The 26,529-nt window shown below is 42.4% G+C and carries 26 protein-coding genes; 12 read left to right on the top strand and 14 right to left on the bottom strand.

The window, feature by feature from the left end; genetic code table 11:
• Positions 1–142 precede the first annotated feature (142 nt).
• Positions 143–970: a YaaW family protein gene (locus tag O9300_RS08885; RefSeq protein WP_287971306.1), complete on the bottom strand. Its 828-nt coding sequence runs from the start codon at positions 968–970 to the stop codon at positions 143–145.
• Positions 971–1,067: 97 nt separating this feature from the next.
• Between O9300_RS08885 and O9300_RS08890 the strand changes: the two genes are divergently transcribed.
• The 5 genes from O9300_RS08890 to O9300_RS08910 all read left to right on the top strand — a co-directional run bounded on the left by O9300_RS08890 (position 1,068) and on the right by O9300_RS08910 (position 5,582).
• Complete coding sequence (locus O9300_RS08890; protein ID WP_287971307.1) at positions 1,068–2,012, top strand: NAD(P)/FAD-dependent oxidoreductase; 945 nt, start codon at positions 1,068–1,070, stop codon at positions 2,010–2,012.
• A gap of 96 nt (positions 2,013–2,108) precedes the next feature.
• Positions 2,109–2,363, top strand: coding sequence for a DUF7219 family protein (locus O9300_RS08895; RefSeq protein ID WP_287971309.1), 255 nt, complete (start codon positions 2,109–2,111; stop codon positions 2,361–2,363).
• 233 nt (positions 2,364–2,596) lie between these two features.
• Positions 2,597–4,660 (top strand): ABC transporter ATP-binding protein/permease, encoded by a 2,064-nt coding sequence (locus O9300_RS08900; protein WP_287971311.1) that lies wholly within the window; start codon positions 2,597–2,599, stop codon positions 4,658–4,660.
• 172 nt (positions 4,661–4,832) lie between these two features.
• Positions 4,833–5,366 carry a GNAT family N-acetyltransferase gene (locus O9300_RS08905; RefSeq protein ID WP_147073053.1) on the top strand — a complete coding sequence of 178 codons (534 nt, stop codon included), beginning with the start codon at positions 4,833–4,835 and terminating at the stop codon, positions 5,364–5,366.
• A 12-nt stretch (positions 5,367–5,378) separates the two neighbouring features.
• Positions 5,379–5,582 carry a hypothetical protein gene (locus O9300_RS08910; RefSeq protein WP_287971312.1) on the top strand — a complete coding sequence of 68 codons (204 nt, stop codon included), beginning with the start codon at positions 5,379–5,381 and terminating at the stop codon, positions 5,580–5,582.
• Here O9300_RS08910 and O9300_RS08915 read toward each other — a convergent pair.
• From O9300_RS08915 to O9300_RS08935, 5 genes are all read right to left on the bottom strand, one after another.
• Positions 5,577–6,551, bottom strand: a complete 975-nt coding sequence (locus O9300_RS08915) for an MvdD family ATP-grasp ribosomal peptide maturase (protein ID WP_287971313.1) — start codon at positions 6,549–6,551, stop codon at positions 5,577–5,579. The two genes, O9300_RS08910 and O9300_RS08915, sit on opposite strands and share 6 nt — an antisense overlap.
• Before the next feature lie 53 nt (positions 6,552–6,604).
• Complete coding sequence (locus tag O9300_RS08920) at positions 6,605–7,585, bottom strand: MvdC family ATP-grasp ribosomal peptide maturase (protein WP_287971314.1); 981 nt, start codon at positions 7,583–7,585, stop codon at positions 6,605–6,607.
• A gap of 277 nt (positions 7,586–7,862) precedes the next feature.
• Positions 7,863–8,015, bottom strand: coding sequence for a microviridin/marinostatin family tricyclic proteinase inhibitor (locus tag O9300_RS08925; RefSeq protein ID WP_071825016.1), 153 nt, complete (start codon positions 8,013–8,015; stop codon positions 7,863–7,865).
• Positions 8,016–8,766: 751 nt separating this feature from the next.
• Positions 8,767–10,047 carry a rod shape-determining protein RodA gene (rodA, locus tag O9300_RS08930; RefSeq protein ID WP_287971315.1) on the bottom strand — a complete coding sequence of 427 codons (1,281 nt, stop codon included), beginning with the start codon at positions 10,045–10,047 and terminating at the stop codon, positions 8,767–8,769.
• 245 nt (positions 10,048–10,292) lie between these two features.
• Positions 10,293–11,354, bottom strand: a complete 1,062-nt coding sequence (locus O9300_RS08935; RefSeq protein WP_002758983.1) for an Mrp/NBP35 family ATP-binding protein — start codon at positions 11,352–11,354, stop codon at positions 10,293–10,295.
• Positions 11,355–11,573: 219 nt separating this feature from the next.
• Between O9300_RS08935 and O9300_RS08940 the strand changes: the two genes are divergently transcribed.
• Complete coding sequence (locus O9300_RS08940) at positions 11,574–12,497, top strand: hypothetical protein (RefSeq protein WP_079207924.1); 924 nt, start codon at positions 11,574–11,576, stop codon at positions 12,495–12,497.
• A gap of 23 nt (positions 12,498–12,520) precedes the next feature.
• Positions 12,521–12,994: a hypothetical protein gene (locus O9300_RS08945; protein WP_287971316.1), complete on the top strand. Its 474-nt coding sequence runs from the start codon at positions 12,521–12,523 to the stop codon at positions 12,992–12,994.
• An 82-nt stretch (positions 12,995–13,076) separates the two neighbouring features.
• Here O9300_RS08945 and O9300_RS08950 read toward each other — a convergent pair whose 3' ends face one another.
• Both O9300_RS08950 and O9300_RS08955 read right to left on the bottom strand, forming a co-directional pair.
• The gene (locus tag O9300_RS08950) at positions 13,077–13,868 is read right to left on the bottom strand and encodes an MOSC domain-containing protein (protein ID WP_012265559.1); all 792 of its coding nucleotides are present in this window, start codon (positions 13,866–13,868) and stop codon (positions 13,077–13,079) included.
• Positions 13,855–15,132 (bottom strand): glycosyltransferase, encoded by a 1,278-nt coding sequence (locus O9300_RS08955; RefSeq protein ID WP_287971319.1) that lies wholly within the window; start codon positions 15,130–15,132, stop codon positions 13,855–13,857. Before O9300_RS08955 ends, O9300_RS08950 begins: the two co-directional genes overlap by 14 nt.
• Before the next feature lie 165 nt (positions 15,133–15,297).
• Between O9300_RS08955 and O9300_RS08960 the strand changes: the two genes are divergently transcribed.
• Positions 15,298–16,467, top strand: coding sequence for a glycosyltransferase family protein (locus O9300_RS08960; RefSeq protein ID WP_287739110.1), 1,170 nt, complete (start codon positions 15,298–15,300; stop codon positions 16,465–16,467).
• Positions 16,468–16,793: 326 nt separating this feature from the next.
• Here the strand turns inward: O9300_RS08960 and O9300_RS08965 are convergent, their stop codons facing one another.
• Together O9300_RS08965 and O9300_RS08970 are read right to left on the bottom strand one after the other, a co-directional pair.
• Positions 16,794–18,125 (bottom strand): AtzE family amidohydrolase, encoded by a 1,332-nt coding sequence (locus O9300_RS08965; protein ID WP_287971321.1) that lies wholly within the window; start codon positions 18,123–18,125, stop codon positions 16,794–16,796.
• Positions 18,122–18,298, bottom strand: a complete 177-nt coding sequence (locus O9300_RS08970) for a DUF4089 domain-containing protein (protein ID WP_002740449.1) — start codon at positions 18,296–18,298, stop codon at positions 18,122–18,124. Before O9300_RS08970 ends, O9300_RS08965 begins: the two co-directional genes overlap by 4 nt.
• A gap of 500 nt (positions 18,299–18,798) precedes the next feature.
• On the opposite strand from O9300_RS08970, the gene O9300_RS08975 reads away from it, so the two are divergent.
• From O9300_RS08975 to O9300_RS08985, 3 genes are all read left to right on the top strand, one after another.
• Positions 18,799–20,400, top strand: coding sequence for a B12-binding domain-containing radical SAM protein (locus tag O9300_RS08975; RefSeq protein ID WP_287971324.1), 1,602 nt, complete (start codon positions 18,799–18,801; stop codon positions 20,398–20,400).
• A gap of 192 nt (positions 20,401–20,592) precedes the next feature.
• Positions 20,593–22,008: an ABC transporter substrate-binding protein gene (locus tag O9300_RS08980; RefSeq protein ID WP_287971326.1), complete on the top strand. Its 1,416-nt coding sequence runs from the start codon at positions 20,593–20,595 to the stop codon at positions 22,006–22,008.
• A gap of 27 nt (positions 22,009–22,035) precedes the next feature.
• Complete coding sequence (locus O9300_RS08985; protein ID WP_287971328.1) at positions 22,036–22,761, top strand: WecB/TagA/CpsF family glycosyltransferase; 726 nt, start codon at positions 22,036–22,038, stop codon at positions 22,759–22,761.
• 9 nt (positions 22,762–22,770) lie between these two features.
• Here O9300_RS08985 and ureG read toward each other — a convergent pair whose 3' ends face one another.
• The 4 genes from ureG to psbP form a co-directional block, all read right to left on the bottom strand.
• A complete protein-coding gene (gene ureG / locus O9300_RS08990; protein ID WP_287971330.1) occupies positions 22,771–23,364 on the bottom strand; it encodes an urease accessory protein UreG in 594 nt (197 codons plus the stop codon).
• Positions 23,365–23,539: 175 nt separating this feature from the next.
• Positions 23,540–24,127: a Maf family protein gene (locus O9300_RS08995; protein ID WP_190722393.1), complete on the bottom strand. Its 588-nt coding sequence runs from the start codon at positions 24,125–24,127 to the stop codon at positions 23,540–23,542.
• A gap of 153 nt (positions 24,128–24,280) precedes the next feature.
• A complete protein-coding gene (locus O9300_RS09000; protein ID WP_287971353.1) occupies positions 24,281–24,652 on the bottom strand; it encodes a hypothetical protein in 372 nt (123 codons plus the stop codon).
• Positions 24,653–25,119: 467 nt separating this feature from the next.
• The gene (psbP, locus tag O9300_RS09005; RefSeq protein ID WP_190358493.1) at positions 25,120–25,668 is read right to left on the bottom strand and encodes a photosystem II reaction center PsbP; all 549 of its coding nucleotides are present in this window, start codon (positions 25,666–25,668) and stop codon (positions 25,120–25,122) included.
• 62 nt (positions 25,669–25,730) lie between these two features.
• On the opposite strand from psbP, the gene O9300_RS09010 reads away from it, so the two are divergent.
• Positions 25,731–26,513 carry a tetratricopeptide repeat protein gene (locus O9300_RS09010; RefSeq protein ID WP_287971333.1) on the top strand — a complete coding sequence of 261 codons (783 nt, stop codon included), beginning with the start codon at positions 25,731–25,733 and terminating at the stop codon, positions 26,511–26,513.
• Positions 26,514–26,529: the final 16 nt, after the last annotated feature.

Consider the following 26,529-nt stretch of genomic DNA (forward strand, 5'->3'; position numbering starts at 1 on the left):
TGTCAGTCTGTAGAGCGACCTGATGACCAGAACAGAGTAAATCTGTTAAGGCAGGTGCGAAAAATCCTTCGGGACAGAAGCAGAAACCCAAATCGTGAGGTTTGGGAATCGCCGTCCGTTTTACGGCGGCGAGGATGTCAAGCTATGCAGGTTGCCAACAATCGTCACGGGTCAGACGAATTTGGGCGATGGCAAAAATAGTCGGGATAATCCGGCCGTAATCGGTGGCGATCGCTTTCCAACCGAGATCAGCAATAAACCAACCCCATAGAGCCGGTCCTACCAAACTTAACACGGTTCTGACCGCTCCGTACCGGGCCGCCGCCCTAGTCATGCCCTGTTTAGCCGTTTGTAGGGCTAATTGATTAGCAATTGCCCCACCCTGGACTAGGGCAGTTTTTGCCCCTTGATAGCGGGCAAAATGGAGAGCGAACTGCCCGGCGATATGTTTGAGCAGAATCGGTTTCAGGATAGAATTAATGGCGATGACGCTACTGCCTTTGAGGACTATATCAAGGGGATTGTGTTGTAGGTGAACGGGTAAGGGTTGGGGAGTGTGGGAATCCGCGAGTGCTTTTTGAATTTGAATCGAGAGGGATTTTTGTTCCGATGGGGGGAGACGTTTCCAAGCTTTGTTAACGAGGTGAAGATAGATTTCCGCTTCAATTTCCGTTGTCGGCATTTTTTGAGAGTAGGGAACCTTGAGGAAATGACAGACACGGACGAGAATTTGACGATAACTAACTTTTTCGGTTTGACCTTTTAATACTGTCACACCATCGGCAGCCAGGTAACGAAAACGATCCTCGACGCTATCTAACCAACTATCCCAATCTTGACTTTGAACGGCGATTGCGTCCGGCGCTCGTAGATAATCGAGAGGGTTAAAACGACGGCAAAAGAGGATGTTAGTGATTTGCTGCAGTTCCTCCTCGGTGGCTAACTCCAAAGCTGTGCGTAGTTCGTCCAATGTGGTTTGTCCTCCTCAGCCCCAATAATCAACTTAGTTTCGCTAGTGCTGATTACTACTAATATTAACTCAAGGGTTTACAGGATTAGGAAGGCTAGTGACAAATTTTTCGATTAATGTTGGGATCATTGGCGCGGGTTTAGCCGGGTTAACCTGCGCTCGTCAGTTGTGCGATCGAGGTTATACTGTTAAGCTATTTGATAAGTCTAGAGGCATTGGTGGTCGTTTAGCCACGCGACGGGTTAATCGAGTCAATCAAGTGATTGCTGTGGATCATGGCTTGCCTTTTTTGACTATTCAGGGCGAAAAAACGGCGGCTTTAATTGATAATCTACTGAGAGAGAATATAGTTACTTCTTGGTTTGATTCTAGCTATGTTGCTCCTTCTGGCATCAATAGCGTGGCGAAATTTTTAGCTAAAGGTTTAGAAATTGAACGAGATTTTCTGGTTACTCGTCTGGAAAATCGTCAAGAAAAATGGGTTTTAAACAATAACGGTCAAATTCGGGGAGAGTTTCCGGTGATTGTCTTAGCTATTCCCGCCCCGCAAGCAGCGTTATTGTTAGAAAACTCTCATATAACTACTATGCCAGAATTGCGATCAATCGTTTACGATCCCTGTTTAACGGTAATGGCGGGTTATGGCGATTCTTTACCCGCAGTTGCTCCCTCCACCGATATCGCTTGGTTAGGACTTGATAGCAGTAAACGCCAATCATCCCCTGATTATGTCTTTGTTGTGCATAGTAGTGGAGATTTTGCGGTTAAATATCTCGATAGCGAGGATTTAGAAGCAGTTAAGCTAGATTTGCTCTCTCGTGCTTCTTTGCCTCTCCCCGATTGGTCCTGGATTCACCGTTGGCGTTATGCTTTAGTCCGTCAGGGTTTAGCTGTACCCTGTTTAAGTGTTAATAGTCCTTTACCTCTAGTTGCCTGTGGTGATTGGTGTCAAGGAGGAGATTTGTCGAGAAATTCTTCCCTAGAAACGGCCTTAACTTCTGGGATAGCGGCGGCTAATCAAGTTCAGCAGCTACTCTCTTAGAATCTAGAGACAACTTTAAATTCTTAGGTTAAGGTTGGGTTAACAAAAGGTTAAACATATAATAATGTAGGTATCCTATACTGGGGGTCGGTAACAATGGAAAAATTCAATTCTAAAGATAACTTTCTCTACCCTAAAACCAGCTACAGGGGTTTATTCACGCCACAAAATTTAGTTTTTAACGCTAATTTGCAGGAATTCGCCCTGAGAGTCTCTTTTATCGCTGGTTTACACACTGGGGGAAAGCTTACCTCCACGGAAGCTTACGAGAAAATTAACCAGCTTTGGCAAGAGTTGAATACCAGTCAAAAATTCCTGATAGCTAATCATTTTGAGGATCACGGAGATTGAGAGATGGGGGTTTTTCAGTGATCAGTAAACAGTAAACAGTAATCAGTATCTAAAGTGGCACAGTAACAAAAGTGGGTAAAGTAGTTCTTAGTCAAGTCAGAGCTTTCTGGCCATAGCTGGCTTTCATCTTCTAGATAAAAATGTTATCAAAAGACAAAAGCGGGTAATTCTCCCGCTACAATATGATAGCGAGTTGTCAAGAGAACAGTAAAAGAACTGCCAATTGGATCTAGATGCCTCAATATACTACTAAACAAGCAACGGAAAACCCTGTTGTGTCCGATCAGTCCGCCAATAATCCCTTTTCACTATTTGGTCAATTTTGGGAAAGCCTAAAAATTGTGGCTCAACCCTATTGGTATCCAACGGAGTTAAATGGACGCGCCTTTGGAGATGTGATCATTTCTTGGGGAATGTCAGCTTTGATCCTTTTAAGTATCTTGGCAACGGTGGGGGTAGAAGCTTTTAGTAGCTACTGGAATCGTTATGTACTCGACATTATTATTGAAGATAGAGACCTTTCTAAATATCTCAATACGCTGTGGTTATCCAGTTTGTTGATTATAGGAACAACGGGGTTATTTGCTTTTTCTCAATTTATTCGTCGTCAAGTGGCATTGGATTGGTATAAGTGGTTAACGAAACAAACCGTCAAAAAATATCTCAATTATCGCGCTTATTATAACATTGATTTTACCTCAGCTTTAAAAAATCCCGATCAAAGATTATCTCAAGAAATTGAACCAATTACGACCATGACCCTGAGGTTTTTAATTACCTTCATGGAAAAAGGGTTACAAATGATTACTTTTGCAATTATTCTTTGGACAATTTCTCGGCAAATTGCGGTTTATCTAATAATTTATACGATCGCAGGAAATTTAATAGCAATTTATCTAACTCAAGAATTAAACAAAATTAATCAATCGGAGCTTAATAATAAAGCTGATTATAATTATGCTTTAACCCATGTGCGTAACCACGCCGAATCCATTGCTTTTTTTCAGGGAGAAGAGCAGGAAGAAAAAATCATTGAAGGCCGTTTTGAACGGGTTATTCAAAGCTCGGAAAAACTGATAAATTGGGAACGGTTTAATAATCTTTTTAATCGAGGTTATCAGTCAGCGATTAGTGTATTTTCAATGTTTATTTTGACCCCGATGTTTATTAAAAATGAAATCGATTATGGGGAAATTAGTCAAGCGAGTTTATGCTGTTTCCTTTTTTCTAATGCCTTGGGACAATTAATTACTGAATGGGGAACATCGGGTAAAGTTTCAAGTTATATTGAACGGTTAGCTACCTTGACAGATGCCTTAAAAGTTGCCAGTGAAGAGCCGAAAAACTTAAGTCGTATTACCACCCTGGAAGATAATCGTCTAGCTTTTGAAAATTTTACCCTACAAACTCCCGATTATGAAAAGGTAATTGTGGAGAATTTATCGGTTTCTGTCCCTTTGGGAGAAAGCCTACTCATTATTGGCCCCAGTGGTCGAGGAAAAAGTTCCTTGTTACGAGCAATCGCCGGTTTATGGAAAGCAGGTAGCGGTCGTTTAGTGCGTCCTCCTTTAGCTAAAATGTTATTTTTACCCCAACGTCCTTATATTATCCTTGGCACTTTACGGCAGCAATTACTTTATCCCCATACCAATGATCAGGTGAGCGATGAAGAATTAGAAAATATCTTAAAAAAAGTCAACCTGCAACATTTATTAACTGACAAAAATAGCTTAGATAAACAAGTCAACTGGGAACAGATTTTATCCCTCGGAGAACAGCAAAGACTAGCTTTTGCTCGACTATTAATCACTAAACCTACTTTTACTATCTTAGATGAAGCAACCAGCGCTTTAGATTTGGCCAATGAAGCCAGCTTATATCAGCAATTACAGGAAAGTGAAACCACTTTTATTAGTGTTGGTCATCGGGAAAGTTTATTTAATTATCATCGATGGGTCTTAGAGTTAACAGAAAATTCCCATTGGCAGCTGTCAACTGTAGAAGATTATCAGCGCAAAAAAGTGAATAACCTAGTGATGATGTCAAAAAAATCAGAAAATTTCTCGGCGGTAAAAATAGAGCCTTTGTCTGAGGTTAAAACTGAGCATGATGCGGAAATTGCAGGAGTTTCTGAAATAGCCGAAGGTTTGTCCCATCAACAAATGCAGTCTCTAACTGATTATTCTTTAAGTAACGTCCGGAGTCGTGCCAGTTTAGGTAAAATTATTACTGCCAAAGATGGTTTTAATTATCGTTACGATAAAGACCCAAAAACCTTAAAATGGGTGAGAATATAGCTAATGGGGTGACAAACAGATTGAAATTGAGACAGGGTGTGGGGGGTAGGGTGTAGGGGGTAGGGAAAATTTTTCAGACTTTCCCCTCTCAGGAGAACTAGAGAATGAGGTTTTTGCTGGGTAAGTTGATTAACAAGCTACTAACTGATAACTGGTATAGGAGTTTTATCAAATGAAAGCACTGGAAAAACTGGTGACGGAACGATTATATTTAGTCCCCTTAAAGCTTGAACTTCTCAAGGCCGCAATTATAGGTATCGATGAATTAGCAACAATTTTGGGGGTAAAAGTTGCAGCTGACTGGGCCGAACAAGAATTGATTCAAGCTTTCCCTGATATTGCGAATATTTTGCTGCAATTCCCCTTACAAAATGAGTGGGGGTGGGGGAGTTTAATTATTCATCAAGCAGAAAATACTCTTATTGGTCATGTGATGATCAAAATTATTCCTGATGTCACAGGTTTACCCACAGATGCTGTAGAAATTGGCTATCAAGTAGCACCGTTATATCGACGACAAGGCTACGCATCTGAGGCGACAAAAGCAATGATGGACTGGACACTTTCTCAACCTGGTATGCAAACAGTGACCGCTGGCTGCGCTCCCGATAATATAGCTTCAAAGCGAGTTTTAGAAAAAATAGGCATGGATCTGATAGAAGCGCGAGAGAAAGTCTTGGTCTGGAAATTAAGTAGGGTTTGCTGAAAAAGTTTGTTGGTGGGGTTAGGAGTCAGTTATCAGTTATCAGTTATCAGTTATCAGTTCACTGAGAAAACTCCCCACTTCCCCACTTCCCACACCCTACACCCCACACCCCACACCCTACACCCTCTTTCAAGTCAGGAGTCGGGGGGGGAAATCTGGAGTCAGAGCCTCGTCGATGCGATAAAATACTCTGGCTCTGTATTTGTTGGTTTATGAGTTGACGAGAATTTCAGCGATCGCCTGGGAGATAGGAAAATAAGGAGGATAAAGTTCTAGCCAGAAAAACTCGCCAACGGGATTAATTTCTAAAAAGATATAACGTTCATCTGGTGTGACAATCATATCAATTGCACCATAATTAAGACCGAAATATTTCACTAATTCTAGTAGTTGTTTTTCAATAGTTTTCGGTAAATCGTAGGGTTGCCATTGTTGATGGAGCGCTCTTCCCTCTTTTCGCCAATCGTAGATAGCGCCGTCTAATTGTTGGGAATTAATCGCCGCCGTAAATATTTGTTCACCGACGATAGTGATGCGTAATTCCAAAGCTTTAGGAATGTTTTCCTGAAAAGTCATTGGACAAAATTGCAAACCTTCCAAATTATCTAGGTCTTCCTTTGTAACAGGACTGGTAAAAACAACCATTTCCTCTTGCTTGTCTCCATAAATAGCAAATTGAGAAAGCATTTTAGTCACAATTCCCGTCGCTTCAAACTCCTGAGCAAATTGCTTGACAGCTTCAGGATTATTAGAAGTTAAAGTCCCCGGAATTAATAAACCTAATTGTCGCGCTACTTGTAACTGCAATTGTTTATGATTGGTCTGATCTACCTTAGCAATTGGATCAAGATGAAAGCCAGATAAACTAGCAATCATTCCTCGAATACTTAACCGACATTCCTTAAGAGAAGCTTCGCGAAATTGACTATCCATTCCATCGGGTAATTTTTGTCCGTATCTCATGCGCCGATACCAGACAGCAGAAACTTCTTTTAGCTCTAATTTTTGTTCTCCATCGGTAATAATTCCGCCTTTTTTATCGTCTGAGTAAAGATCAACTTTCACCTCTGTAGGGAAGCGATCCGTGTCAAAACGAAAGGCTTTTTTACCCATGGCTTCTATGGCTTTGATTACCAGAGGAATACTTTCATTATCGCGGCTAAAAGTAACAAGTAAAACGGTCATAAATCTCCTTGAAAACTTAGGATTAACAATTTTTTGAGCGCGAGCTTTGCCGATCAACCGAAGACTAAAAAATCAGCGATCGCATTAGAAATAGGTAAATCTAAATCCCGTTCTAACATTCCCCACTCACCGACAGGATTAACTTCTAAAAAAACGTATTCTCCCCCAGGAGTTAAGATAAAATCAAACGCCCCAAAATTCAACCCTAAATTAGCCATAAAAATCTGAAGTTGCTGCAATAGTGAATCAGGTAAAGTATGATGTTGCCAAGCACCCGGATCAATACCCGGTCTTCGCCAATCTACGGCTGAATGATTATACTGAGAAGATTCTAAAGCTCCCACAAATGTCTGTCCATTAACCACGACAACTCTCAATTCTAATTGTTTGGGAATTTCCGCTTGAAAAACCATAGGACAATAGCGTAAAGATTCCGCTTCCTCAAGGTCTTCTGCTTTCACCCTACTGGTATAAAGAAAAAATTCCGGCGATTCCATACTGCGGGCGATCGCAGTTAACAATTTACTCACCATTCGTCCCTGAACCTGGGAAAAAAACTCCCTGGCAGCATCGGGATTATTGGTCACTAAGGTAGGGGGAATAATTAAGCCAACTTCTGAGGCCAAACGAAGTTGTAATAACTTATTTTTAGCCCTCTCAATTTGCGCTAAATTATCTAACCAACGCGCTGACCTTAAACTATCCCAAAAACCGGCCAAAGTCGTCTGGGATTCTCGCACACAAACCTCCCGAAACTGAGGATCTAAATCTCCTGTTAGTTCAGGTTGCCAAATACGTCTTGTCCAAACAGATTGCACCTGTTCACTATCAATAGATTGATGGTTATAGGTTAATTGATAAAAACTTTTTTTACCATTAAATTGGGCTGCTAATTGAACCTCTAAGGGAAATTTATCGGTATCTAAGCGAAAAGGTGTGGCTCCTTTTTTTTCTATCGCCTCAGCCACGCGGTCAATCGTGAAAAAATCGCCGCTATGGGTCAACAATAAAACAACTTTAGGCGATTCTTTCATATCAGTTGCAAGTCCTTACATTTTAACCCATTTTAAGGCTTTTGGGCGGATATTTATCGAGAAGAATCTCAATAAAAGGCGGCAAAAAGTCTTGCTTTTGCTTGACTTATTGCAGTATTGGTTTTTTCTTGAGTAATTACTAAAGTTACTTTACAGCACTTCTCAGGATCTCAACGTGCAGTTTTTTTGGCTGCGAGCCTTGCTTAGTGGAGCTTTTAGCTTTTTGTCTGTACGGTGTAATCAAGAAAAGTGCTGTAATTACTCAAGTGATCTGAGTTTAATAATCTTCCCAGTCAGAAGGGTATTTAAAGGTGGTCCCGAAGGTAGGCTCAGGGGAAGGAGACTTGATGGAAGATTCCTCTTTGCTTACGGACAAGAAACGAGCAAAGAAAGGAAGTGCTTTACCTTGTTGATCGTTGGGATATGCCATTGTTATTCCTCTGGTAATTTCGAGTGAATAGGTTTAATCACTCAGACAAAACTAACAACCTGTACTAACCCTTGAAAGCTTTGCTGTGCATGGCTTTCAGAATTGGGATTGTGCAGATAATTTGCCTTTGTTTGGGTGATGGAAAAGATTGTAAGCACTAATCTGGCCAATGTCAAGCACTTAAGAAAAATTTAAGAAAAATTTCCGCTAAATCATACTAAATCCTTTGATTATCGGCTATTTATGAGGACAGGCACTTATGCAAAAGGCACTCACGCAAAAGGCAACTGGATAAAAATAAATAGATTAGTAGATTGGATGATTTAAATTGTAGTCCTTCGATTCGAGAGTTTTATGCAGAAGTGTTGAATCCGGCAATAAAACTTCACAAAACCAGTATTTTACAGTGCTAAATTAGATTCGCTATTGGGAATGGAGTCAATAATCAGTCCTTTTTGGTATCATCAGAGCGAATACATAACTTGGTCATGATCTTCAATATCTTAACATTCAACACTTCTGAGTTTTGTGGTGAAAGAAAGTTTTTTAATGTCGGTTATTGGCTCCCCCGTACCCAAGATCAACAGGAGGCATCTTGTACTCAGTAATCAGTGATCAGTAAACAGTAATCAGTGATCGGTGAAAAGACAGTAGAAACTATCATTATAGACCTAGTTGCCACACAGAAACCACAAGAGCCATACTCTGTCACTTAAAACTCAAATCTGATAACTGATAGCTGCACGACTACTTAGTACAAACGCTTACGGGGGCGATAATTAGCCACGGATTCCACTAAACCCAAGGCGATAAAATTGGTTAATAAAGATGAACGTCCATAACTTAACCAAGGTAGAGGAATCCCTGTAATCGGGGCTAATCCCACGGTCATGCTAATATTAAGAATTGCCTGAAAAGCGATCATCGAGAGAACACCGATCGCTATTAAAGAACCAAAGTTTTCTTTAGCAGTATTAGCAATGACTAACAAACGCCAACAAACTAACCAGAAAGCTATTAAAACTAGAATACTGCCGACAAAACCGAATTCTTCCCCGACTACGGAGAAGATAAAATCGGTGTGTTGTTCGGGAATAAAATTTAATTGGGTTTGGGTGCCTTGGTGTAATCCCCGTCCCAATAATTCTCCGGATCCGATGGCAATGCGGGATTGAATTAATTGATAACCTCCCCCCAAAGGATTCTTTTCTGGGTGAAGAAATAGGGTTAAACGATCTTTTTGATATTCTTTTAATAAACCCCAAAAAACCTCGCCTAATTTACCCACTGCCAGATTAGTTGCCACCACGATGAAGGTGGATAAAAAACGGTAGGGAAGGGTAAACCAAGCAAGCACAGCGATGATAATTGCTAAAACAATCCAAGCAGGAAAAAGTAAATTAAACAGAAAAACCGATGCGAGGGGAGATAAGAGGATAATCATCCAAGGCAGTTTCGCATTAGCCCAGTAAATCATGCCTAGGGTAATTGCCCCAAAGACTAATCCTGTCCCCAGGTCCGGCTGCGCCATAATTAACACCCAGGGGATGGCAGTGACGACAAAGACACGAGCGATCGCAAAAAGATTATCGGCGGGACGATGATGTAGGAGGGCTGCTAGGGTGATAATTAAACCTACCTTGGCAAATTCCGACGGTTGCACGTTAAAACTGCCGATATTAATCCAACTTTGCGCCCCATTCGCCGTCACCCCTAGGACAATTACCGCAATTAGGGAGAGATTGGTGAGAAGATAGGTTAACCAGTGCCATTTGAGCAGACTTTCGTAACGACAACGGGCCAGAAATAAAGCGATCGCCACTCCCACGGCCCCGAATAACCAGTGTTGCCACCAGTCGAGAGCAGTGGTATGTCTTTCGGCACTACGAATCATTAAACCACCGAAAACGGTTAAACCCGTCACCAAAACGAACAAAAGCCAATCAATTTGGGCTATATCCCGGAAAATGAAGCTAAACCGCTCATTAAAACCGCTTAGTTTCCTACTAATAAGGGACTGTCTTCTCACCATTTCTCTCCCCAAATTTACTAACTAACTAGGGTTTGCTGAATAAATCTAAAAACATTGTTCGATAAGACTTTTAGACCTTTTTGAAATCCAAAAGCACCGGCCATTGGAGTGATCGGGGGGAAAATTTAGGGACTTTTTCCCTGAAAATGGGTAACACCCTACACCCTACACCCTGCCCCCCCGATGTCGGGGGGGTTGGGGGGGGCCACACCCTGCCCCCACCGAAAAACTTTTTGCCGCAAACCCTAACTATAGGCTGCCACGGATACTTTCGCCGCCACCTGACGAGCGATCGCTATCAGGGCTTTAGCTGAGGCCGATTCCGGTTGCCCCAAAACCACTGGTACACCAGTATCACCGCCCTCCCGTAGGGCTATCTCCAGAGGCACACATCCCAGTAAAGGAATGCCCAATTCTTGTGAGGTTTTTTCCCCACCACCGGACCCAAATAGATCATAGGAGCGATCGGGCTGATCGGGAGGGATAAAATAACTCATATTTTCCACGATACCCAAAACCCGCGCCCCTAGCTGTTGGAACATTTTTAAACCCCGGCGCGCATCAATTAAAGAAACCGTCTGGGGAGTGGTGACAATCACCGCACCCGCTAGGGGGACCGATTGAATTAAAGTTAATTGTGCATCCCCGGTACCGGGAGGCATATCGACGATTAAATAGTCTAAATCGCCCCAATTGACTTGATAGAGAAACTGACGGATAATGCCGTTTAACATCGGACCGCGCCAGATTACCGGTTGATCGGGGTTGATCAAAAAGCCCATGGAAACCATTTTGATGCCATGGTTGAAAGCGGGTTCCAATATCTCGCCATTTGCGCCCTGTACCGTCACTTGTGCGTCATTTAAGCCCAACATTGTCGGGGCGTTGGGGCCGTAGATGTCCGCGTCTAATAGCCCCACTTTTGCCCCTAAATGAGCCAAGGCGACGGCGATATTGACAGCCACGGTACTTTTTCCCACACCGCCCTTACCACTGGAAACGGCGATAATATTTTTAACCCCCTCCACACCTTGGCGATCGGGTAAAGCTTTTTGTTGCGGGGTTTCGGCAGTTACTGCCACGGCGACACTTTCCACCCCGGGCAGCTGTTTAACGGCTTTTTGGCAGTCTTCCACGATAAATTCGCGCAAAGGACAGGCAGGAGTGGTCAAAACTAGGGTAAAGCTGACTTTTCCGCCATCGATCGCCACATTGCGGATCATGTTCAATTCCACTAGGCTTTTTTGCAGTTCTGGATCTTGAACGGGACGTAATACTTCTAAAATCGAGGCGGTATCAAGGGGCATGGTTTCAGTGTCTCTAGTCAAGTATTGTTCTTATGGTTATTTATCTTAACCTTGATATTTCTACTTATGGCCTAAGAGAGATGCTCCCGTATTTTCTTAAATGTATAGTGGGATCATCTGGGAGCAAGTCACTTTTGCGAGTGCATAAATTTGACACTCGTGGGACAAGTCACTGAACACCTAAGACAAGATTGTTTACTTCAAACAAAGGGAAAAAAGATGTTAAAAATTACTGCGGATCTATATTCTGGACGAGCGAATCCAGAGTGGATTATCAGCGATGAACAGGAAATTCGCGCTACCCTGCGGGAAATCGCTAATAATGCTAGTGTCATCGCTAAATCGGCACCAGCCAACGCTGGTCTAGGATTACGGGGATTTTTAGTAGAACCCCTCAACGATGAGGTAGGCCGCAATTACAATCTGCCAGAGAGTATTTATCTAGCGGCTGGACAGTATGCTACCAGTTCTAAAGCCAATGCTATTGCCGAAAGACTGGTCGGTTTAATCAATAGTGCTGAAATAACCACCAGAATGACCCCTGAAGAAGAAGCTCTATCTTTAGATGAAGATCTACAGGGGTTTTTGCAGGAACAATTATATGTAGGTGAGCGCTTGACGCTCCTCGATACGGAAGGATTAGAATTATCCCCCGAAGCTGTGGAAATCCCCCTCGAAACCCCCAAGGCCGCCTGCCAATACGAATTGGGAGCTTATAATCCCAATTTCTGGAACAACAACGCAACTATCCTGCGGAACAATAACTGCTACAATTACGCCAGTAACAAACGCACCGATACCTTTGCCCAACCCGGACGCGGTTGTGGTAGTATGTATCGCTCGCTCACCTGTGCGGAAGTGACCCGAGCTTCCCTGTGTGATGGCTTACACGTGCGTTATAATTGTTTCCCCGCCTCCGAAGCCCCTCGCTATCTGGTGGCCCTAGTTATAGCTCCAGGACGAGATTTCCACTGGTATCGACTGAATAAAGAGGGTTTCTGGAGTCATAAACCTGGTTCCACGCCGGTCAGAAATGTTGATAATAGTAACCGGGTGATTACAAATCCCCAAACCTGTAATCGCGGAATTTATACGCAATTTTGCGGCTATTTCTATACTTGTAAGAGCCAAAAAATTCGTTAAACGTTTCAACTCAGGTCAGTTAGATGGCTAAGATAGAACCTGAGGGAAGGAGGGGAAAGGTGGCAGCCATTGTGGTGATCGCCATGTCCCTCTTTTGCCTGCTCGGCCTAATAGTTTACACTCAGACAGTGGAGGCGATCGTGCAAGTAGAACTCGATATATTTAGTGGTCGTCCCAATCCCCATTGGACTCTTAACGAGCGCGATAGTCAGGAACTACTCCAACGACTGCAGCGTTTGTCCCCTACCAAAGCTGGTGAACCTAGTGGCAATTTGGGTTATCGAGGGGTGATCCTCAGTAATCCCAGAGGTGCGATCGCTGGATTCGAGTGGATCGTTTGTTCGGATGGATTAGTGGTCGGATACAAGGGAGACTCATCCCAGAAGTTTATCGATGCCAATCGTAACTTGGAACGTTGGTTAGTACAAACTGGTGAGACAACTTTGGGGACGGATATACTGCGCTCCCTCCGTCAAGAGTCCGGTGCTGATTTCTAGGCATATTTTTAGCTTTTCAAGAGTTGGTTGCCAGTATTTCCGGTTTTATTTGACTGACCTTGAAAGGGCTGCCCCTATATCTCTAGATTACGGTAATAGGATCGCCGACTTTAATTGTACCTGTCTTTTCGGGGATGACATTTTCTCCGAACATGATGCCCCCGGGGAAACTGCGAAAAGTGCTTAAGGTTTTTAAAGGTTCTTGCTGGGGATTTCTCCTACCTGTTTCTTGATCGGTGGTGGTGATAATACAGCGACTACAGGGTTTAACTAGGGCATAATTTATCTCTCCAATTGTGATCTTTTGCCAACTACTTTCGCTAAAAGCTCGATCGCTACTAATAACAATATTAGGCCGAAAACGATTCATCGGCACCGGTGCAACTAAACGCCGATTTAAGTCCTCTAAAGAAGCAGTATTAGTTAATAAAATTGGATAACCATCGGCAAAGCTGACGGGAGTATGATCATTCCCTGCATAGCGAGGATTCGCGGGACGTGGATAATCGGGAGATTGTCGCACTAAACGACAAGGAATGTCGAGAATTTTCTCGAACCATTCGGCGATTTCATCCCCTTGATCCATGGCTATGGTTTGAGATTCCCAGATTTGAACCGCTCTTTTTTCTCCTGTGAAATTAGGCTGGAAAGTCAGGGAATCTTGAGATGTTTTTAGAGAAAATTTATCTCCTGTCATCGTGACAGAAACCCTGGCTAATTGCGGATATTCCCTTTGAGTGATAAATTTACCCTTGCCATCCACTAACATCATTTCTCGATCCCAGAGTAAACCCTTAGGAGTCACTTCAGCTTGGGATAATTGAATACCTCGACAGGATTTAATCGGGTAGATATAGAGATCAGTAACCTGCATTTTCTTTCAGTAGTTCTACATATTTTTTAGCCACATCTTCCCAAGTCCAGAGATTAATTTTATTGGGGATATCTTCGGGTAACAAGCGAGGAATTGGATTGAGGATAAATTGTTCCAAACAGTTGGCTAAACTGTCCGCATCTCCCCTAGGATAGAATTGCACTCTTTCAGGACAATTATATAATTCCACCTGTTCTTGAAACACTTCTAAATCGGAAGCGATAACGGGAATACCTTGTAAAATGGCTTCCGCTATTGCTAATCCAAAACCTTCGTATTTTGAGGGAAATACCACACAGGAACAGGTTTGATAATAAAATTGCAAGGTTTCATAGTCTTGATAACCTAATCCTTTGATATGACTCTCGAAAATTTCTTGATTTTCCCGATAAAGTCGGGTACATTCCTTGAGATAATCTTGATATTCTTGGGTTTTGGACTGTTGAGACAATTGCAGATTTCCATTAACTAGATTATCGGTTTCTTTCCCGATAAAAACTATTTGAAATTTTAAACCTTTTTTCGCTAGTGTAATTGCTGCCTTGAGCAAAGTCAGATGATCTTTGTAGATACCAAAAGAGGAGGGAAAATAGAATGTAACTAGCTCACTTTTGACTAAATCAATCTTGGGATTAGACTGATCGATAAATCCGGCTAAGGGTACAGCTTTTAACTTACTAGCATAGGTAGCATTGGGAAAAACTTTTAAAACATCGTCTTTAGTTTTTTGGGAGATTGTGAACAGTAGATCGGCCCTATCTAACCATTCTTTTAAGACTTCATTGTAGGGTTCTTGATAGGATTCTGAGTAAGTTAAGGGAGCAAATTCCCAAAAGACATCATAAATAATGCCACTTAAAGTAACGTTAACATTGGGGGGAGAAATCCGATTAGTCATCCCATACAAACAGTGATCAGCTTGGTAACGCTTGATAATCTGATTAATTCTTGCTTCGATGCGTAAAAGTTCAATTCTACGAGAGAAAAGACGATGAATAGAATTCAGTCTTAGGGTTTTGTAAAAATTCGCTAGAAGACCATAAAAATAGATTAATTTTGTTTCAGAACTCTGGGGGTAAAAATTAAAATCTTCGTAGATAAGTTTATCGGAATCGTGCATTAAAGACTTAAAATATTCAATGTCATTAGGAGGGAGGACGATAATAATTTGTTCGACGTATTCTAATAAGCTAGGTATTAAAGAGATAATGACTCTTTCTACTCCTCCTTTGCGATAAAACACGATCGGGATGACAATTTTCATAGATTTCCTTGCAGATAGCTGGCAATAAAAAGATTGATTTTTGACTTGAACCCATTATATGATAGGCTCGAATTGTTCTACTGAGTTGAGAAATCGAGTTAAATTCGAGAAACTAAGACTCTATCACCCATCGCCCCTATTTTCCCTCGATCTTGGAGAAAAAGAGTGTCGCAAGCTACTCCATCCCTACAATCTAATCTCAAAAAATGGCTACGAGCCAGCGCACCTTCCCTATTTCAAATTAAACAGCGTTTGAGTGCCCGTCGTTGGCCGAAAAAATCGATCGTTATTTACACAGAAAAATATCGTCCCATGCTTCCGGCGGAAATTTGGCAACGGGGGGCCAGTGGTACCCAGGCATCGGTGGCTTTTTTAGCGCAGGAATGGACGAAACGCGGCTATAAAGTGACGATTTTTGGCAATTGTGAGGGCATGGAAGGGGAAGAGGACGGTATTCGCTATGTTAATTATTACCAGATGAATTGGCAAGATCACTTTGAGACATTGGTGATCTCTCGTCATCCCACCTATTGCCGTCCGGGTACCAAGGCAGAACGAATTTTTTTTGATTGGCAAGATATTAAAGTGCCGGCAGCCTCCTATACCCCCGAAATTTTGGCTAGATACGACAAAATTTTCTGTAAAAGCCAATATCAAAGAGATTTACTGGATTTCTGCCCCGATCATCAATGTCCGATTGTTCCTAATGGTATCGATACTTCCCTTTTGGCTGTAAGCGAGACGGTGCCAGAAAGTGAGTATCTTCCCTATCGTCTAGTCTATGCCTCTCGTTATTATCGCGGACTAGAGTCGATGTTAAAGCATGGCTGGCCGATGATCAAGGCGGCAATTCCCGCAGCCGAGTTACATCTCTACTATGGTTTTACTAAACGGGATGAAATTGGCGATCGCAAGGAATGGCGGGATAAATTAATGGCTTTGATTAAAGCTAGTGCGGGGGTAGTTGATCGCGGAATGATCGGTTATCGTCAACTAATCGAGGAAAAAGCGCGCTCTGCTATTCATTACTACGGTTGCACCTATCGTGAGATCGATTGTATTTCTGTGCGCGAGTCGGCAGTGGTGGGTTGTCTGCCAGTGGTGACGGATTTTGCCGTTTTTCGAGAAAAAGACTACTGTGTGAAAGTAGCGGGGGAAGTAACCGATCCGGCTACTCAGGAAGCTATAGCCTGGAAAATTGTCGAATTACTGAAAAATCCCCAGCTTTTAGCCCAAGAGCGCGAAAGATGTCGTCAAATTGCCCTAACTGACACTTGGGAGCGATCGGCTGCCGCTTGGTTAGATGTGATTGAAAAGGAGTCTCCCAGTCAGTAGATTGTTTACTTAGGGTATGCTGAAAAAGTAGGGGCGAAGCATTCGGATAGAAAATCTACGGTTTCAGCGATAGGTTATTGCCCGAATGCTTCGCCCCTACAGATATTATTTGAAGACCTACCAGGACGCCAGCCGCTCAAGATGCAAGGTTTTTGAGCCACTAGCTTGAAAATCTTGCAGCTGCTTCGCCAAACATTCCCTCAAACCCCTTACCTCGTCTATATTTCACATTTATTCAGCCAACCCTACTCAGACTATAAAAGTAACCTTTTCGCTTAATAAGTGCCTAAATTAGGGATTTTAAGAGGAAGTAAGCTCTTGAAATCTCACTTGTGCGGGATATCTATGAGCATTTCCTCTAAAACCCTTGCTACCCTTAGGATTAACTCTTCGCGATCGGGTGCGGCGATGATTTGTAAACCTAACGGTAGCCGGGATGGGCGTTTAATCGGCAACGAAAGGGCAGGTAAACCGATAAAAGAAAAAGGTTGGGTGAATCTGCCTAAATTGGGTCTAATTAATAGCTCTTGCCCGTCAATAATCATTTTTTCTACTCCTAACGGCGGCGCAATACAGGGAATTGTCGGGGTGAGGATAATATCGACTTCGGTGAAGATCTCTCGCAGACGATCGCGATACCAACGGCGAAAACGTTGAGCCTGTAAATACCAGCTAGAGGGAATTAATGCCCCTGCCAAGAAGCGATCCCGGGTTGCGGGGTCAAAATCCTCTAATCTGGTCTGTAAACGCGGTAAATGCCAATTTGCGCCCTCGGAAGCGGTAATTATATAGGCGGCTGCCCTGGCGCGGACGGTTTCGGGAATGGTGATTTTTTTGGTAACTCCTAAACGTTCGGCGATCGCTGTCACCGCCTCGATTACTTCCGGTTCGGCTCCCTGCTGAAAATAATCATCGGCAAGGGCTATTTTTACGCCCTCTAAGCCATTTAAAGAAGCTTTAAGGTTATTTTTGGCAAAAAGACTCCAAATAGCCGCCATATCCGCCACATTGCCGCTAAAAAATCCCGGATGGTCTAAACTACTGACGAACAAAAATAGCCCCTGACGGGATACGCGCCCAAAGGTGGGTTTTAGCCCCACCACGCCACAGCAAGCGGCGGGAACCCTCACGGAACCATTAGTGTCGGAACCGAGGGCGAGAGGGACTAAATTAGCGGCAACGGCAGCGGCGGAACCGCCGGAGGATCCCCCCGAGACGCGACTAGGATCGCGGGGGTTGGGAGTGGCTCCATAATGGGCATTTTCGGTGACAAAACCGTAGGCGTACTCATCCATATTGGTCGCCCCCACCAAAACCGCCCCGGCTGCTTCTAGGGTTTGTATAGCGATCGCATCTTGTCCGGCGGCAGGGTGATCTCGATTGATTTTGGAGCCGGCAAGGGTGACAATACCCTCGATATCAAAGAGATTTTTGACGGCGAAGGGGACTCCTGCTAAGACACCGACGGATTCCCCATTAGCGATCGCTTGATCGATTTTTTGGGCTTGAGCGAGCGCCCTAGGCTGTAAAATGTCGGTAAAGCAATTTAAATGGCGATTTTTCGCCTCTATCTCCGCCAAAGTCTGGCTAATAACTTCTAAGGCTCTAGTTTGACGATTTTGGATCGATCGAGCTAAATTGCACACAGAAATAGTCATGGTTCAAAGCTGAGGGCGCTTTCCCCGTCATCCTCTAAGGGAAATTCTGTCACTAAACTGGCGATTTCTTGCAAGCGTTGCCAGTTTTCAACCACAGAATTTAAATAGCGATCGGGAATGGTTAAATCTAGGATTTTCGCCATGATTATAACGTATTCTTCTGGGTTATTCATAGATTTCGTTCTGGTTGGGGTGAAGGAGATAAAGAGTTGCTTGAAAGCAGCGCTCAGGAATAAAATCGACACCTAGTTAAGCTGTGAAAATTGCTAGGATATAAGAGAAAATCTCCTGTAAATACAATAGCTATCCCTAGGGAGGAAGTATAACTTGAATTTGTTCTTGACCCCCGACTCCCCAGGATCATAACCTTAGATATGTTCATAGAACTGTATATTGAGATATTTTCCCCTCCTTCACCTCCGGATTAAATTAAACTTATAAGTAGGGAGGCACAATTATTTGTAGGATGGGTTAGCAGTAGCGTAACCCATGCGGGCGTTGGGTTTCATTCTTCAACCCAACCTACGTTCATCTTATATTTAATTCCACCCACCTACTTATATGACCAAAAACAAGAGGTAACAAGCCTCCCCTTTCAAGAGAATGAAAATTAAAAGCTACTAAAGACTGCTGGTAGTCACTGATAACTGATAACTGATAACTGATAACTGAAATGACCATCTTACAAGACGAAAAACTCCTCTTTACTCCCGCAATACCCCACAGTGATGCCCTTAGAACTATTTTTGCCTTTCCTAATCAGTATTCTGTGGGTATAACCAGTTTAGGTTATCAAATTGTTTGGGCAACTTTAGCCCTGCGATCGGATATACAAGTTAGTCGTTTATTTACGGATTTTCAAGAATCTTTACCCCGTTATCCCGAATTAGTCGGCTTTTCCTTTTCCTGGGAATTAGACTATGTTAATATCCTCTCGCTGTTAGAATCTTTAGAAATTCCTTGTCACAGTCATCAACGGCAAGATCGGCAAGCGATAATTTTTGGAGGGGGACCAGTTTTAACTGCTAATCCCGAACCTTTTGCCGCTTTTTTTGATGTAATTTTATTGGGAGATGGTGAAAATTTAATTGCCGATTTTATTAATGCCTATCAAGAGGTTAGAAACGCCGATCGCCCGACCAAACTCCGTCATTTGGCCCAGGTTCCGGGGGTGTATGTTCCTAGTTTATACACCGTTAATTATGATAGTTCTGAAGGTGAAATTACAGCAATTCTACCAATAGATAATAATGTTGCTGCCTTTGTTAGTAAACAAACCTATCGCAGTAACACTCTTGCTGCTTCTACGGTGGTAACAAAACAAGCGGCATGGGAGAATATTTATATGGTAGAGGTGGTGCGAAGTTGTCCAGAAATGTGCCGTTTTTGTTTAGCTAGTTATCTAACTTTACCCTTTCGTACCGCTAGTTTAGAATCCCTGATTCCCGCCATTGAAAAAGGTTTAAAAGTGACCGATCGCCTGGGTTTATTAGGTGCTTCCGTCAGCCAACATCCTGAATTTGAAACCTTACTCGATTATCTTTTTCAACCAAAATTTGAGGGAGTTAGACTCTCGATCGCTTCAGTTAGAACTAATACCGTCACGGAAAAATTAGCCAGAATTTTATCCCAAAGAGACACCAAATCAATTACTATTGCCGTAGAAAGTGGTTCCGATCGCTTGCGGGAAATTATCAACAAAAAGTTAGCCAATGATGAAATTATCCAAGCTGCTATTAATGCCAAAGCGGGCGGTTTAAAAGGGATAAAACTCTATGGTATGGTGGGAATACCGGGAGAAGAAACCGAAGATATTGCGGCGACTGTGGAAATGTTAATAGCCTTAAAAAAAGCCGCCTCTGGACTGCGAATCTCTTTCGGTTGCAGCACCTTTGTGCCTAAATCCCATACTCCTTTTCAGTGGTTTGGAGTTAATAAAATGGCCGAAAAAAGATTAAAATATCTAGAGAAACAATTAGGTAAACAGGGCATAGAATTTCGACCAGAAAGTTATAATTGGTCAGTGATTCAAGCTTTATTATCTAGGGGCGATCGCCGCTTAACTTCCCTGTTAGAATTAACCCGTGGCTACGGTGATTCTTTAGGCAGTTATAAACGGGCTTTTAAGGAACTAAAAGGACAAATTCCCCCTCTAGATTATTACGTCCATCAGCAATGGCGTTTAGAACAGGTTTTACCCTGGAGTCATTTACACGGTCCTTTATCCTCAAATGTTTTGGTAAAACATTTAGAAGATTCCCAAACAAAAAGGTAAAGTATCGCTAATAAGCTAAGACGCATTTCAACAATGTCTTGACTATCAGACCCCAAATGAGGTATTCTATCAAGGTAGATCGGATAGTGGTGACATTCAGACTTGAATTAGCATATTAAAAACCCAAAAATGTTACTTTTATTAACTATAAATCTCGATTAAACCATTAATTTAATCTTAGTTGATCAGCCCATGAGCAAGAAAAATGAGACCGTTACCCTGCTTTTAGCCCTGGTGATTACCCTAATATTTTTTGGGGCAGGTAGTTGGTGGTTATACAATCGTTTTCAAGGAAAAAATAACCCAAACAATCTTTCTGAAATCGAGAAAATATCACCAGAGCAAAAATCGGTATCGGCACAAGCAAAATTTAGTCAAGGGGAAAACTTATTAATAGTTGAAGGGGCTTCTTCTGACAAACAAGCTGCCATACAGGCAATCGGGAAAGGAGACTTTCAGCAAGCAGTTTACCTCCTAGAAAAATCCCTGCGAGCTAATCAAAATGATCCGGAAGCTCTCATCTACTTAAATAACGCCCGTATTGGTCAAGCTAAGTCCTATACTATCGCCGTTTCCGTGCCAATTGGTAGCAATGTCAACACCGCCCTAGAAGTTTTACGAGGAGTTGCCCAATCTCAAAATCAAATCAATCAAACTGGAGGAATTAATGGCACTCCTTTAAAAGTTCTCATTGCTGATGATGCTGATAATCCCGAAATTGCCGCTCAAATTGCCCAAAAATTAACGGCTGATAACAGCATTTTAGGAGTAGTAGGACACACTAGCAGTGACACCTCTTTAGCGGCGGCCGCTATCTATCAAAAAGCAGGATTAGTAATGATTTCCCCCATCAGTACCTCAGTTAAACTCTCCAATTTTGGTGACTATATCTTTCGTTCTGTTCCCAGTGATTTTGTGGCGGCACGGGCATTAGCCGAATCTAGCTTGCAAAAAATTCCTAACGTCAAGGCAGTGGTATTTTTTAACTCCCAAAGCAATTATAGTCAATCCCTAAAATCTGAATTTATCACCGCTTTAGGATTAGGAGGAGGTCAAGCGGTGAGTGAATTTGATCTATCTTCCCTCACTTTTACCCCTTCTAAAAGTCTCCAACAAGCTCAACAAGAGGGAGCAAATCTAATCGCCCTTCTTGGGGATAGTGGTACCCTAGATAAGGCTTTGCAGGTGGTTCAAATCAATGGTCAAAAATTACCGATTGTGGCGGGTGATGACGTTTATAGCCCCAAAACTCTGGATGTAGGCAGAAAAAATGCCCTTGGCATGATTGTCGCTGTCGCTTGGCATTTAGGGGCTAATCCGAATAGTCCTTTTGTGAATAATTCCCGCCAATTGTGGCAAGGAGACGTAAATTGGCGCACTGCTACCGCCTATGACGCTACCCAGGCTTTAATCGCTGGCATTAAGGCAGAATCTAGCCGAGAGGGAGTTCAACAGGCGTTAAGAAGCAGTGATTTTTCTGTGCCTGGGGCGACTAATCCAGTGCGATTTTTACCGTCTGGCGATCGCAATCAATCCGTGCAATTAGTGGTAGTTAAACCCGGTTCTCGTTCTAGTTTTGGGGTGGATTTTGTGCCAATTTCTCGATAAAATGACAACTAAATCAAGATGACTTATATGTTAGAAACTCCCCCCAAATATTCTGTTCTTGGTTTACCGGTTCATCTTCTCGATAACTACAGTCGTTGGTTAATTGATCGCCTCTATCAAGGTTTTGGTTCCCACGTTGTCACTCTTAATGCAGAAATGGCAATGTTAGGGGAAAATGATGCTAAAGTTGCCCAAGTTATTCGGGAAGCAGATTTAGTTATTCCCGACGGCGCCGGGATTGTTATTTACTTAAAATTAAGGGGCAAAAAACAAACCCGCTGCCCCGGTATTGAATTATCAGAATCCTTAATTACTGAGTTAGGAATGCAGGGAGAGAGTTTTCCTATTGCTTTTTTTGGTGGTAACCCGGGGATTACTGAAAAAGCGGCAAGTAATTGGCAAAAAAAGATACCTAATATCCGCATTCTGGCTAACCACGGTTATCTATCCTCCCAGGAAATGTCCGATTGGATCGAGGTATTAAAAGATCAACAACCGCGGTTAATTTTAGTTGGTTTAGGAGTACCCCGACAAGAATATTGGATTAGGGAACATCGATATCTCTGTCCCCAAGCTATCTGGGTAGGTGTGGGGGGCAGTTTTGATATCTGGTCTGGGACAAAAATCCGCGCCCCTCGCTTTTTCTGTGACAATAATTTAGAGTGGTTGTATCGACTCTATCAGGAACCTTGGCGTTGGAAAAGAATGTTAGCTTTACCTAAATTTTTCTGGCGCTCTCTTTTTTATTCCTAGTAATAGTTATTATAAATTCTTTTCGATAAAGGCAATCACTCGCTCTAATCCTTCCCGTGTTTTCAAGTTGGTGAAGATAAAGGGTTTATCCCCGCGCATTTTTTTTGCATCTCTATCCATCACTCCTAAATCTGCCCCCACCATCGGGGCTAAATCTATTTTATTAATTACCAATAAATCCGATTTGGTGATACCTGGTCCTCCTTTGCGAGGGATTTTATCTCCGGCTGCCACGTCAATCACATAGATGGTTAAATCTACTAATTCGGGGCTAAAGGTTGCCGCTAAATTGTCACCACCACTTTCCAGAAAAATTAACTTTAAGTTAGCAAATTTTCTCTCTAACTGTTCAATGGCAACTAAGTTAATTGAGGCATCCTCGCGAATAGCTGTATGGGGACATCCTCCCGTTTCTACTCCTAAAATTCTTTCCGGGGCTAAAGCTTGTGATCGCACTAAAAATTGGGCATCTTCTTGAGTATAAATGTCATTGGTGACTACGGCGATCGGATATTGATCCCGCAAATTTTTACACAGGACATCGAGCAGGGCTGTTTTTCCTGAACCCACCGGACCGGCAATTCCCACGCGCAAGCAAGACATAGTTTTTTCGGGAAAAAGTGACAAGGAAAGGGTTAAAAATTTTGGAGCTATCGGATAGAAAAAAGAGGGGTTCGCAGGGCGACACGGATTCCCATTATAATAAAAGGTTAACACAAATCTGAGAATTTGTCAAGTCTTTTTGTCAATAAATTTGGGGAAATCATCGGCAAAAAGATCACCAAAAGTCAGTGATTTGGTAGCCAAAATCCGTTAACATCTGCCTAAATAGGGGCAAACTTAAACCGATAACATTACTGTGACATCCCTCCAATCTTTCCACGAATAGACCCCCCTTTCCTTCTAGGGCAAAACAGCCAGCACATTTGAGGGGTTCTTCGCTGTCAACATAGGCAATAATTGTTTCATCGCTGATATTGGCAAAGTGAACTTTAGTGATCCCACAACGAGTCAAAGTTCGATTATTAACTCGATCGATTAAAGCATGACCTGTATAGAGTGTACCCACCTGACCGCGCATTTTTTGCCAACGATCGATCGCTTCTGATTTATCCTTGGGTTTGCCATAGACTTCCCCCGCTACTTCTAAGACGGAATCACAACCAAGAATTAATCCTGAATCAAATTGGGGGGCGATCGTTTGTGCTTTACATTGGGCTAAAGTTTGGACAAGATGGAGAGTATCATCAGCATTAATTGTCGATTCATCAAAGTTACTCACCCGCACAATCGGATCGATTCCGACCATTTGTAATAGTTTTTTACGCGCAGGAGAAGCGGAAGCAAGAATCAAGGGAATGGACATAATTTTTAAAGTAAAAAGTCAAAAGGATAAAAGTTAGGTAGGGTGGGTTAGGCAATGGCAAATTATTAGACTTAATTATCAATTTATCTATTTGCCGTAACCCACCATCAGTTATCAGATTTTTAGCTATTTCTGCTAGGAATTGGCAGGATTTTAGGGGGGAAAATAACGATCTAAAATCTCAACCATGCGGGATTGTCTTTCTTCCTTGTCAAATCGATTGTAAAAATCCGACTGAACCTCATAAAAATCCGACCTCGATCGAGTTAATTGTCCTAGCAGTTGATAAAGTCCCCGTCTATCTTTTTCCCATTCTTTTTTAGACTCAGCAAGACTATTAGTTAACGCTTCGATCGATTTGGCGTTAGAATTAGCGATCGCTATAGTTTCTTTTAATCCCTGATTGGTTTCCTGTAGTCCTAATTTAATCTCCTGTAATCCTAATCTAATCTCCCGTAGTTCTGTTAGGGTATTTTCAGCAAGAGATTCGAGTCTATCTAGTCTATTTTCTTCCGAGTTACTCATATTCATTTACCGGTTATCAGTTATCAGTTATCAGTTATCAGTTAACAGTTACCAGTTATTAGATTTGAGTTTTAGGTGACAGTATTAAATAGAAGTTTCCTACTGTCTTTTCACTGTTTACTGATTACTGATTACTGATTAAGTAAGTATTTTATCTTTAATTGTGACCGGCTACCTAGTTGATGATAGGTGGTGCGTTACGACGGATTTTTACCTTTAAGTCAAAACAGGAATTTTTGCCGTCTAACGCACCCTACATTTTACTATTGCCTATTGCCAGTGGTGCGTTACGACGGATTTTTACCTTTAAGTCAAAACAGGAATTTTTGCCGTCTAACGCACCCTACATTTTACTACCTAGTTGATGATAGGTGGTGCGTTACGACGGATTGTTACCTTTAAGTCAAAACAGGAATTTTTGCCGTCTAACGCACCCTACATTTTACTATTGCCTGTGGCCTATTTCCCTAACTAACCGAGAAAGAATCAACGATAGTTTCAAAGAGTTCTTGAATTTGCGTCCAACGTTTTTGGGAAGTGGAAAGATTAAAAGAATAGAGTTTATTATTATTAACCGTGACGCTGGCCAGATTATGACGTTCTTGACCGTTGGCTAATTTAACTTGATATTCGAGGATATAATAATCTTGACCGTCGATTTGATGGGATTCTGAGCGAATTAATTCTACTTCCTTATCGAGATTGGGGTTAAGACTGTTATTTTTCAGGAGACGATAGCCAACTTCCGAGGGAGTCCCTAAATCTGTTAAGGTTTTATTGTCGGGGACGGGGTTGATAATAACGCTTAAATTTTCGCTCGTTTCGATCAGGTCATGAAAAACCACATCTACTCCTGCAACTTTTTTCACATCCACCTGCGTCCAACCCTTAGGATATAAAAATTGATAGCCTTGGCTGCCACTGGTGTATCCTTGCAGTCCAGCGATGGGAGTTGCACAACCGGTTAAGAGAAGGGTGGTAATTAGGAGGAAAGTCGCCAAAAGAGATTTAATCATGATATTTTGACCTGTAAGTAGGGCTGTTTAATTTTACCTTGAATTGTTTAGGTGAACGGATTATGAAAATTAAGAAAAAATTGACAATTATTATGGCTATAGCGACTTTTTTACTGACTATCTCTCCCCTAAGCGCTCAAACTACCGCTAACCCCGTGAAGGCTGTAGAATTTTATAATCGGGGGGTGGATCGTTTAACCGCAGGGGATTACTCAGGGGCGATCGCAGATTTTACTCAAGCTCTACAATTAGAACCGAAGGATGCCGATGCTTATTATAATCGCGGCTATGCGGAATTAGTTCTCGGTCAGTACGAGCGAGCGATCGCAGATTATACCCAGGCCTTGACAATCAACCCCAATTATGTTAATGCTCTCGGTAATCGTTGTTATGTGCATTATCTGACGAAAAAATACGAGGCAGCGGTGGAAGATTGCACAAAAGCGATCGCTTTAAACGGAAATTTTGCTGATTTCTTTATTTATCGCGGTAATGCCAAGGATGACTTGGGAAGACACCTAGAAGCGATCGAGGATTACACAAAAGCTTTGAGTTTACAGGGAACTAGAGGACAGGATCGTATTTTATATAATCGCGCTCTAGCCTATAACCGAGCCGGACAGCAGGAAATGGCTTTAAGGGACTATGATGAGAGTCTGAAAATCAATGCTAATTTTGCCGAAGCGTACCACAACAGGGGTTTAACCCATTATAAATTGGGAAACAGGGAAAAAGCGATCGCTGATTTAGAGGCGGCGGCTCGTCTGGCGTTATCTCAGGGTAAACAGGGGACTGCGGCTAAGTCTCAGTCAGCAGTGGCATTAATTCAGGGTCAAAAGCCCTAAAATAGGGAGTAGTTGT

Origin of the sequence: Microcystis sp. LE19-195.1E (assembly GCF_027532095.1) — a bacterium.
Taxonomy (GTDB): domain Bacteria; phylum Cyanobacteriota; class Cyanobacteriia; order Cyanobacteriales; family Microcystaceae; genus Microcystis; species Microcystis aeruginosa.

Bases quoted from the DNA above. Each gene is read 5' to 3' on its own strand.
- O9300_RS08895 (WP_287971309.1), top strand. From the start codon at position 2,109: ATGGAAAAATTCAATTCTAAAGATAACTTTCTCTACCCTAAAACCAGC.
- O9300_RS08900 (WP_287971311.1), top strand. From the start codon at position 2,597: ATGCCTCAATATACTACTAAACAAGCAACGGAAAACCCTGTTGTGTCC.
- O9300_RS08905 (WP_147073053.1), top strand. From the start codon at position 4,833: ATGAAAGCACTGGAAAAACTGGTGACGGAACGATTATATTTAGTCCCC.
- O9300_RS08915 (WP_287971313.1), bottom strand. From the start codon at position 6,551: ATGACCGTTTTACTTGTTACTTTTAGCCGCGATAATGAAAGTATTCCT.
- O9300_RS08920 (WP_287971314.1), bottom strand. From the start codon at position 7,585: ATGAAAGAATCGCCTAAAGTTGTTTTATTGTTGACCCATAGCGGCGAT.
- O9300_RS08925 (WP_071825016.1), bottom strand. From the start codon at position 8,015: ATGGCATATCCCAACGATCAACAAGGTAAAGCACTTCCTTTCTTTGCT.
- rodA (WP_287971315.1), bottom strand. From the start codon at position 10,047: ATGGTGAGAAGACAGTCCCTTATTAGTAGGAAACTAAGCGGTTTTAAT.
- O9300_RS08935 (WP_002758983.1), bottom strand. From the start codon at position 11,354: ATGCCCCTTGATACCGCCTCGATTTTAGAAGTATTACGTCCCGTTCAA.
- O9300_RS08940 (WP_079207924.1), top strand. From the start codon at position 11,574: ATGTTAAAAATTACTGCGGATCTATATTCTGGACGAGCGAATCCAGAG.
- O9300_RS08945 (WP_287971316.1), top strand. From the start codon at position 12,521: ATGGCTAAGATAGAACCTGAGGGAAGGAGGGGAAAGGTGGCAGCCATT.
- O9300_RS08950 (WP_012265559.1), bottom strand. From the start codon at position 13,868: ATGCAGGTTACTGATCTCTATATCTACCCGATTAAATCCTGTCGAGGT.
- O9300_RS08955 (WP_287971319.1), bottom strand. From the start codon at position 15,132: ATGAAAATTGTCATCCCGATCGTGTTTTATCGCAAAGGAGGAGTAGAA.
- O9300_RS08965 (WP_287971321.1), bottom strand. From the start codon at position 18,125: ATGACTATTTCTGTGTGCAATTTAGCTCGATCGATCCAAAATCGTCAA.
- O9300_RS08970 (WP_002740449.1), bottom strand. From the start codon at position 18,298: ATGAATAACCCAGAAGAATACGTTATAATCATGGCGAAAATCCTAGAT.
- O9300_RS08975 (WP_287971324.1), top strand. From the start codon at position 18,799: ATGACCATCTTACAAGACGAAAAACTCCTCTTTACTCCCGCAATACCC.
- O9300_RS08980 (WP_287971326.1), top strand. From the start codon at position 20,593: ATGAGCAAGAAAAATGAGACCGTTACCCTGCTTTTAGCCCTGGTGATT.
- O9300_RS08985 (WP_287971328.1), top strand. From the start codon at position 22,036: ATGTTAGAAACTCCCCCCAAATATTCTGTTCTTGGTTTACCGGTTCAT.
- ureG (WP_287971330.1), bottom strand. From the start codon at position 23,364: ATGTCTTGCTTGCGCGTGGGAATTGCCGGTCCGGTGGGTTCAGGAAAA.
- O9300_RS08995 (WP_190722393.1), bottom strand. From the start codon at position 24,127: ATGTCCATTCCCTTGATTCTTGCTTCCGCTTCTCCTGCGCGTAAAAAA.
- O9300_RS09000 (WP_287971353.1), bottom strand. From the start codon at position 24,652: ATGAGTAACTCGGAAGAAAATAGACTAGATAGACTCGAATCTCTTGCT.
- psbP (WP_190358493.1), bottom strand. From the start codon at position 25,668: ATGATTAAATCTCTTTTGGCGACTTTCCTCCTAATTACCACCCTTCTC.
- O9300_RS09010 (WP_287971333.1), top strand. From the start codon at position 25,731: ATGAAAATTAAGAAAAAATTGACAATTATTATGGCTATAGCGACTTTT.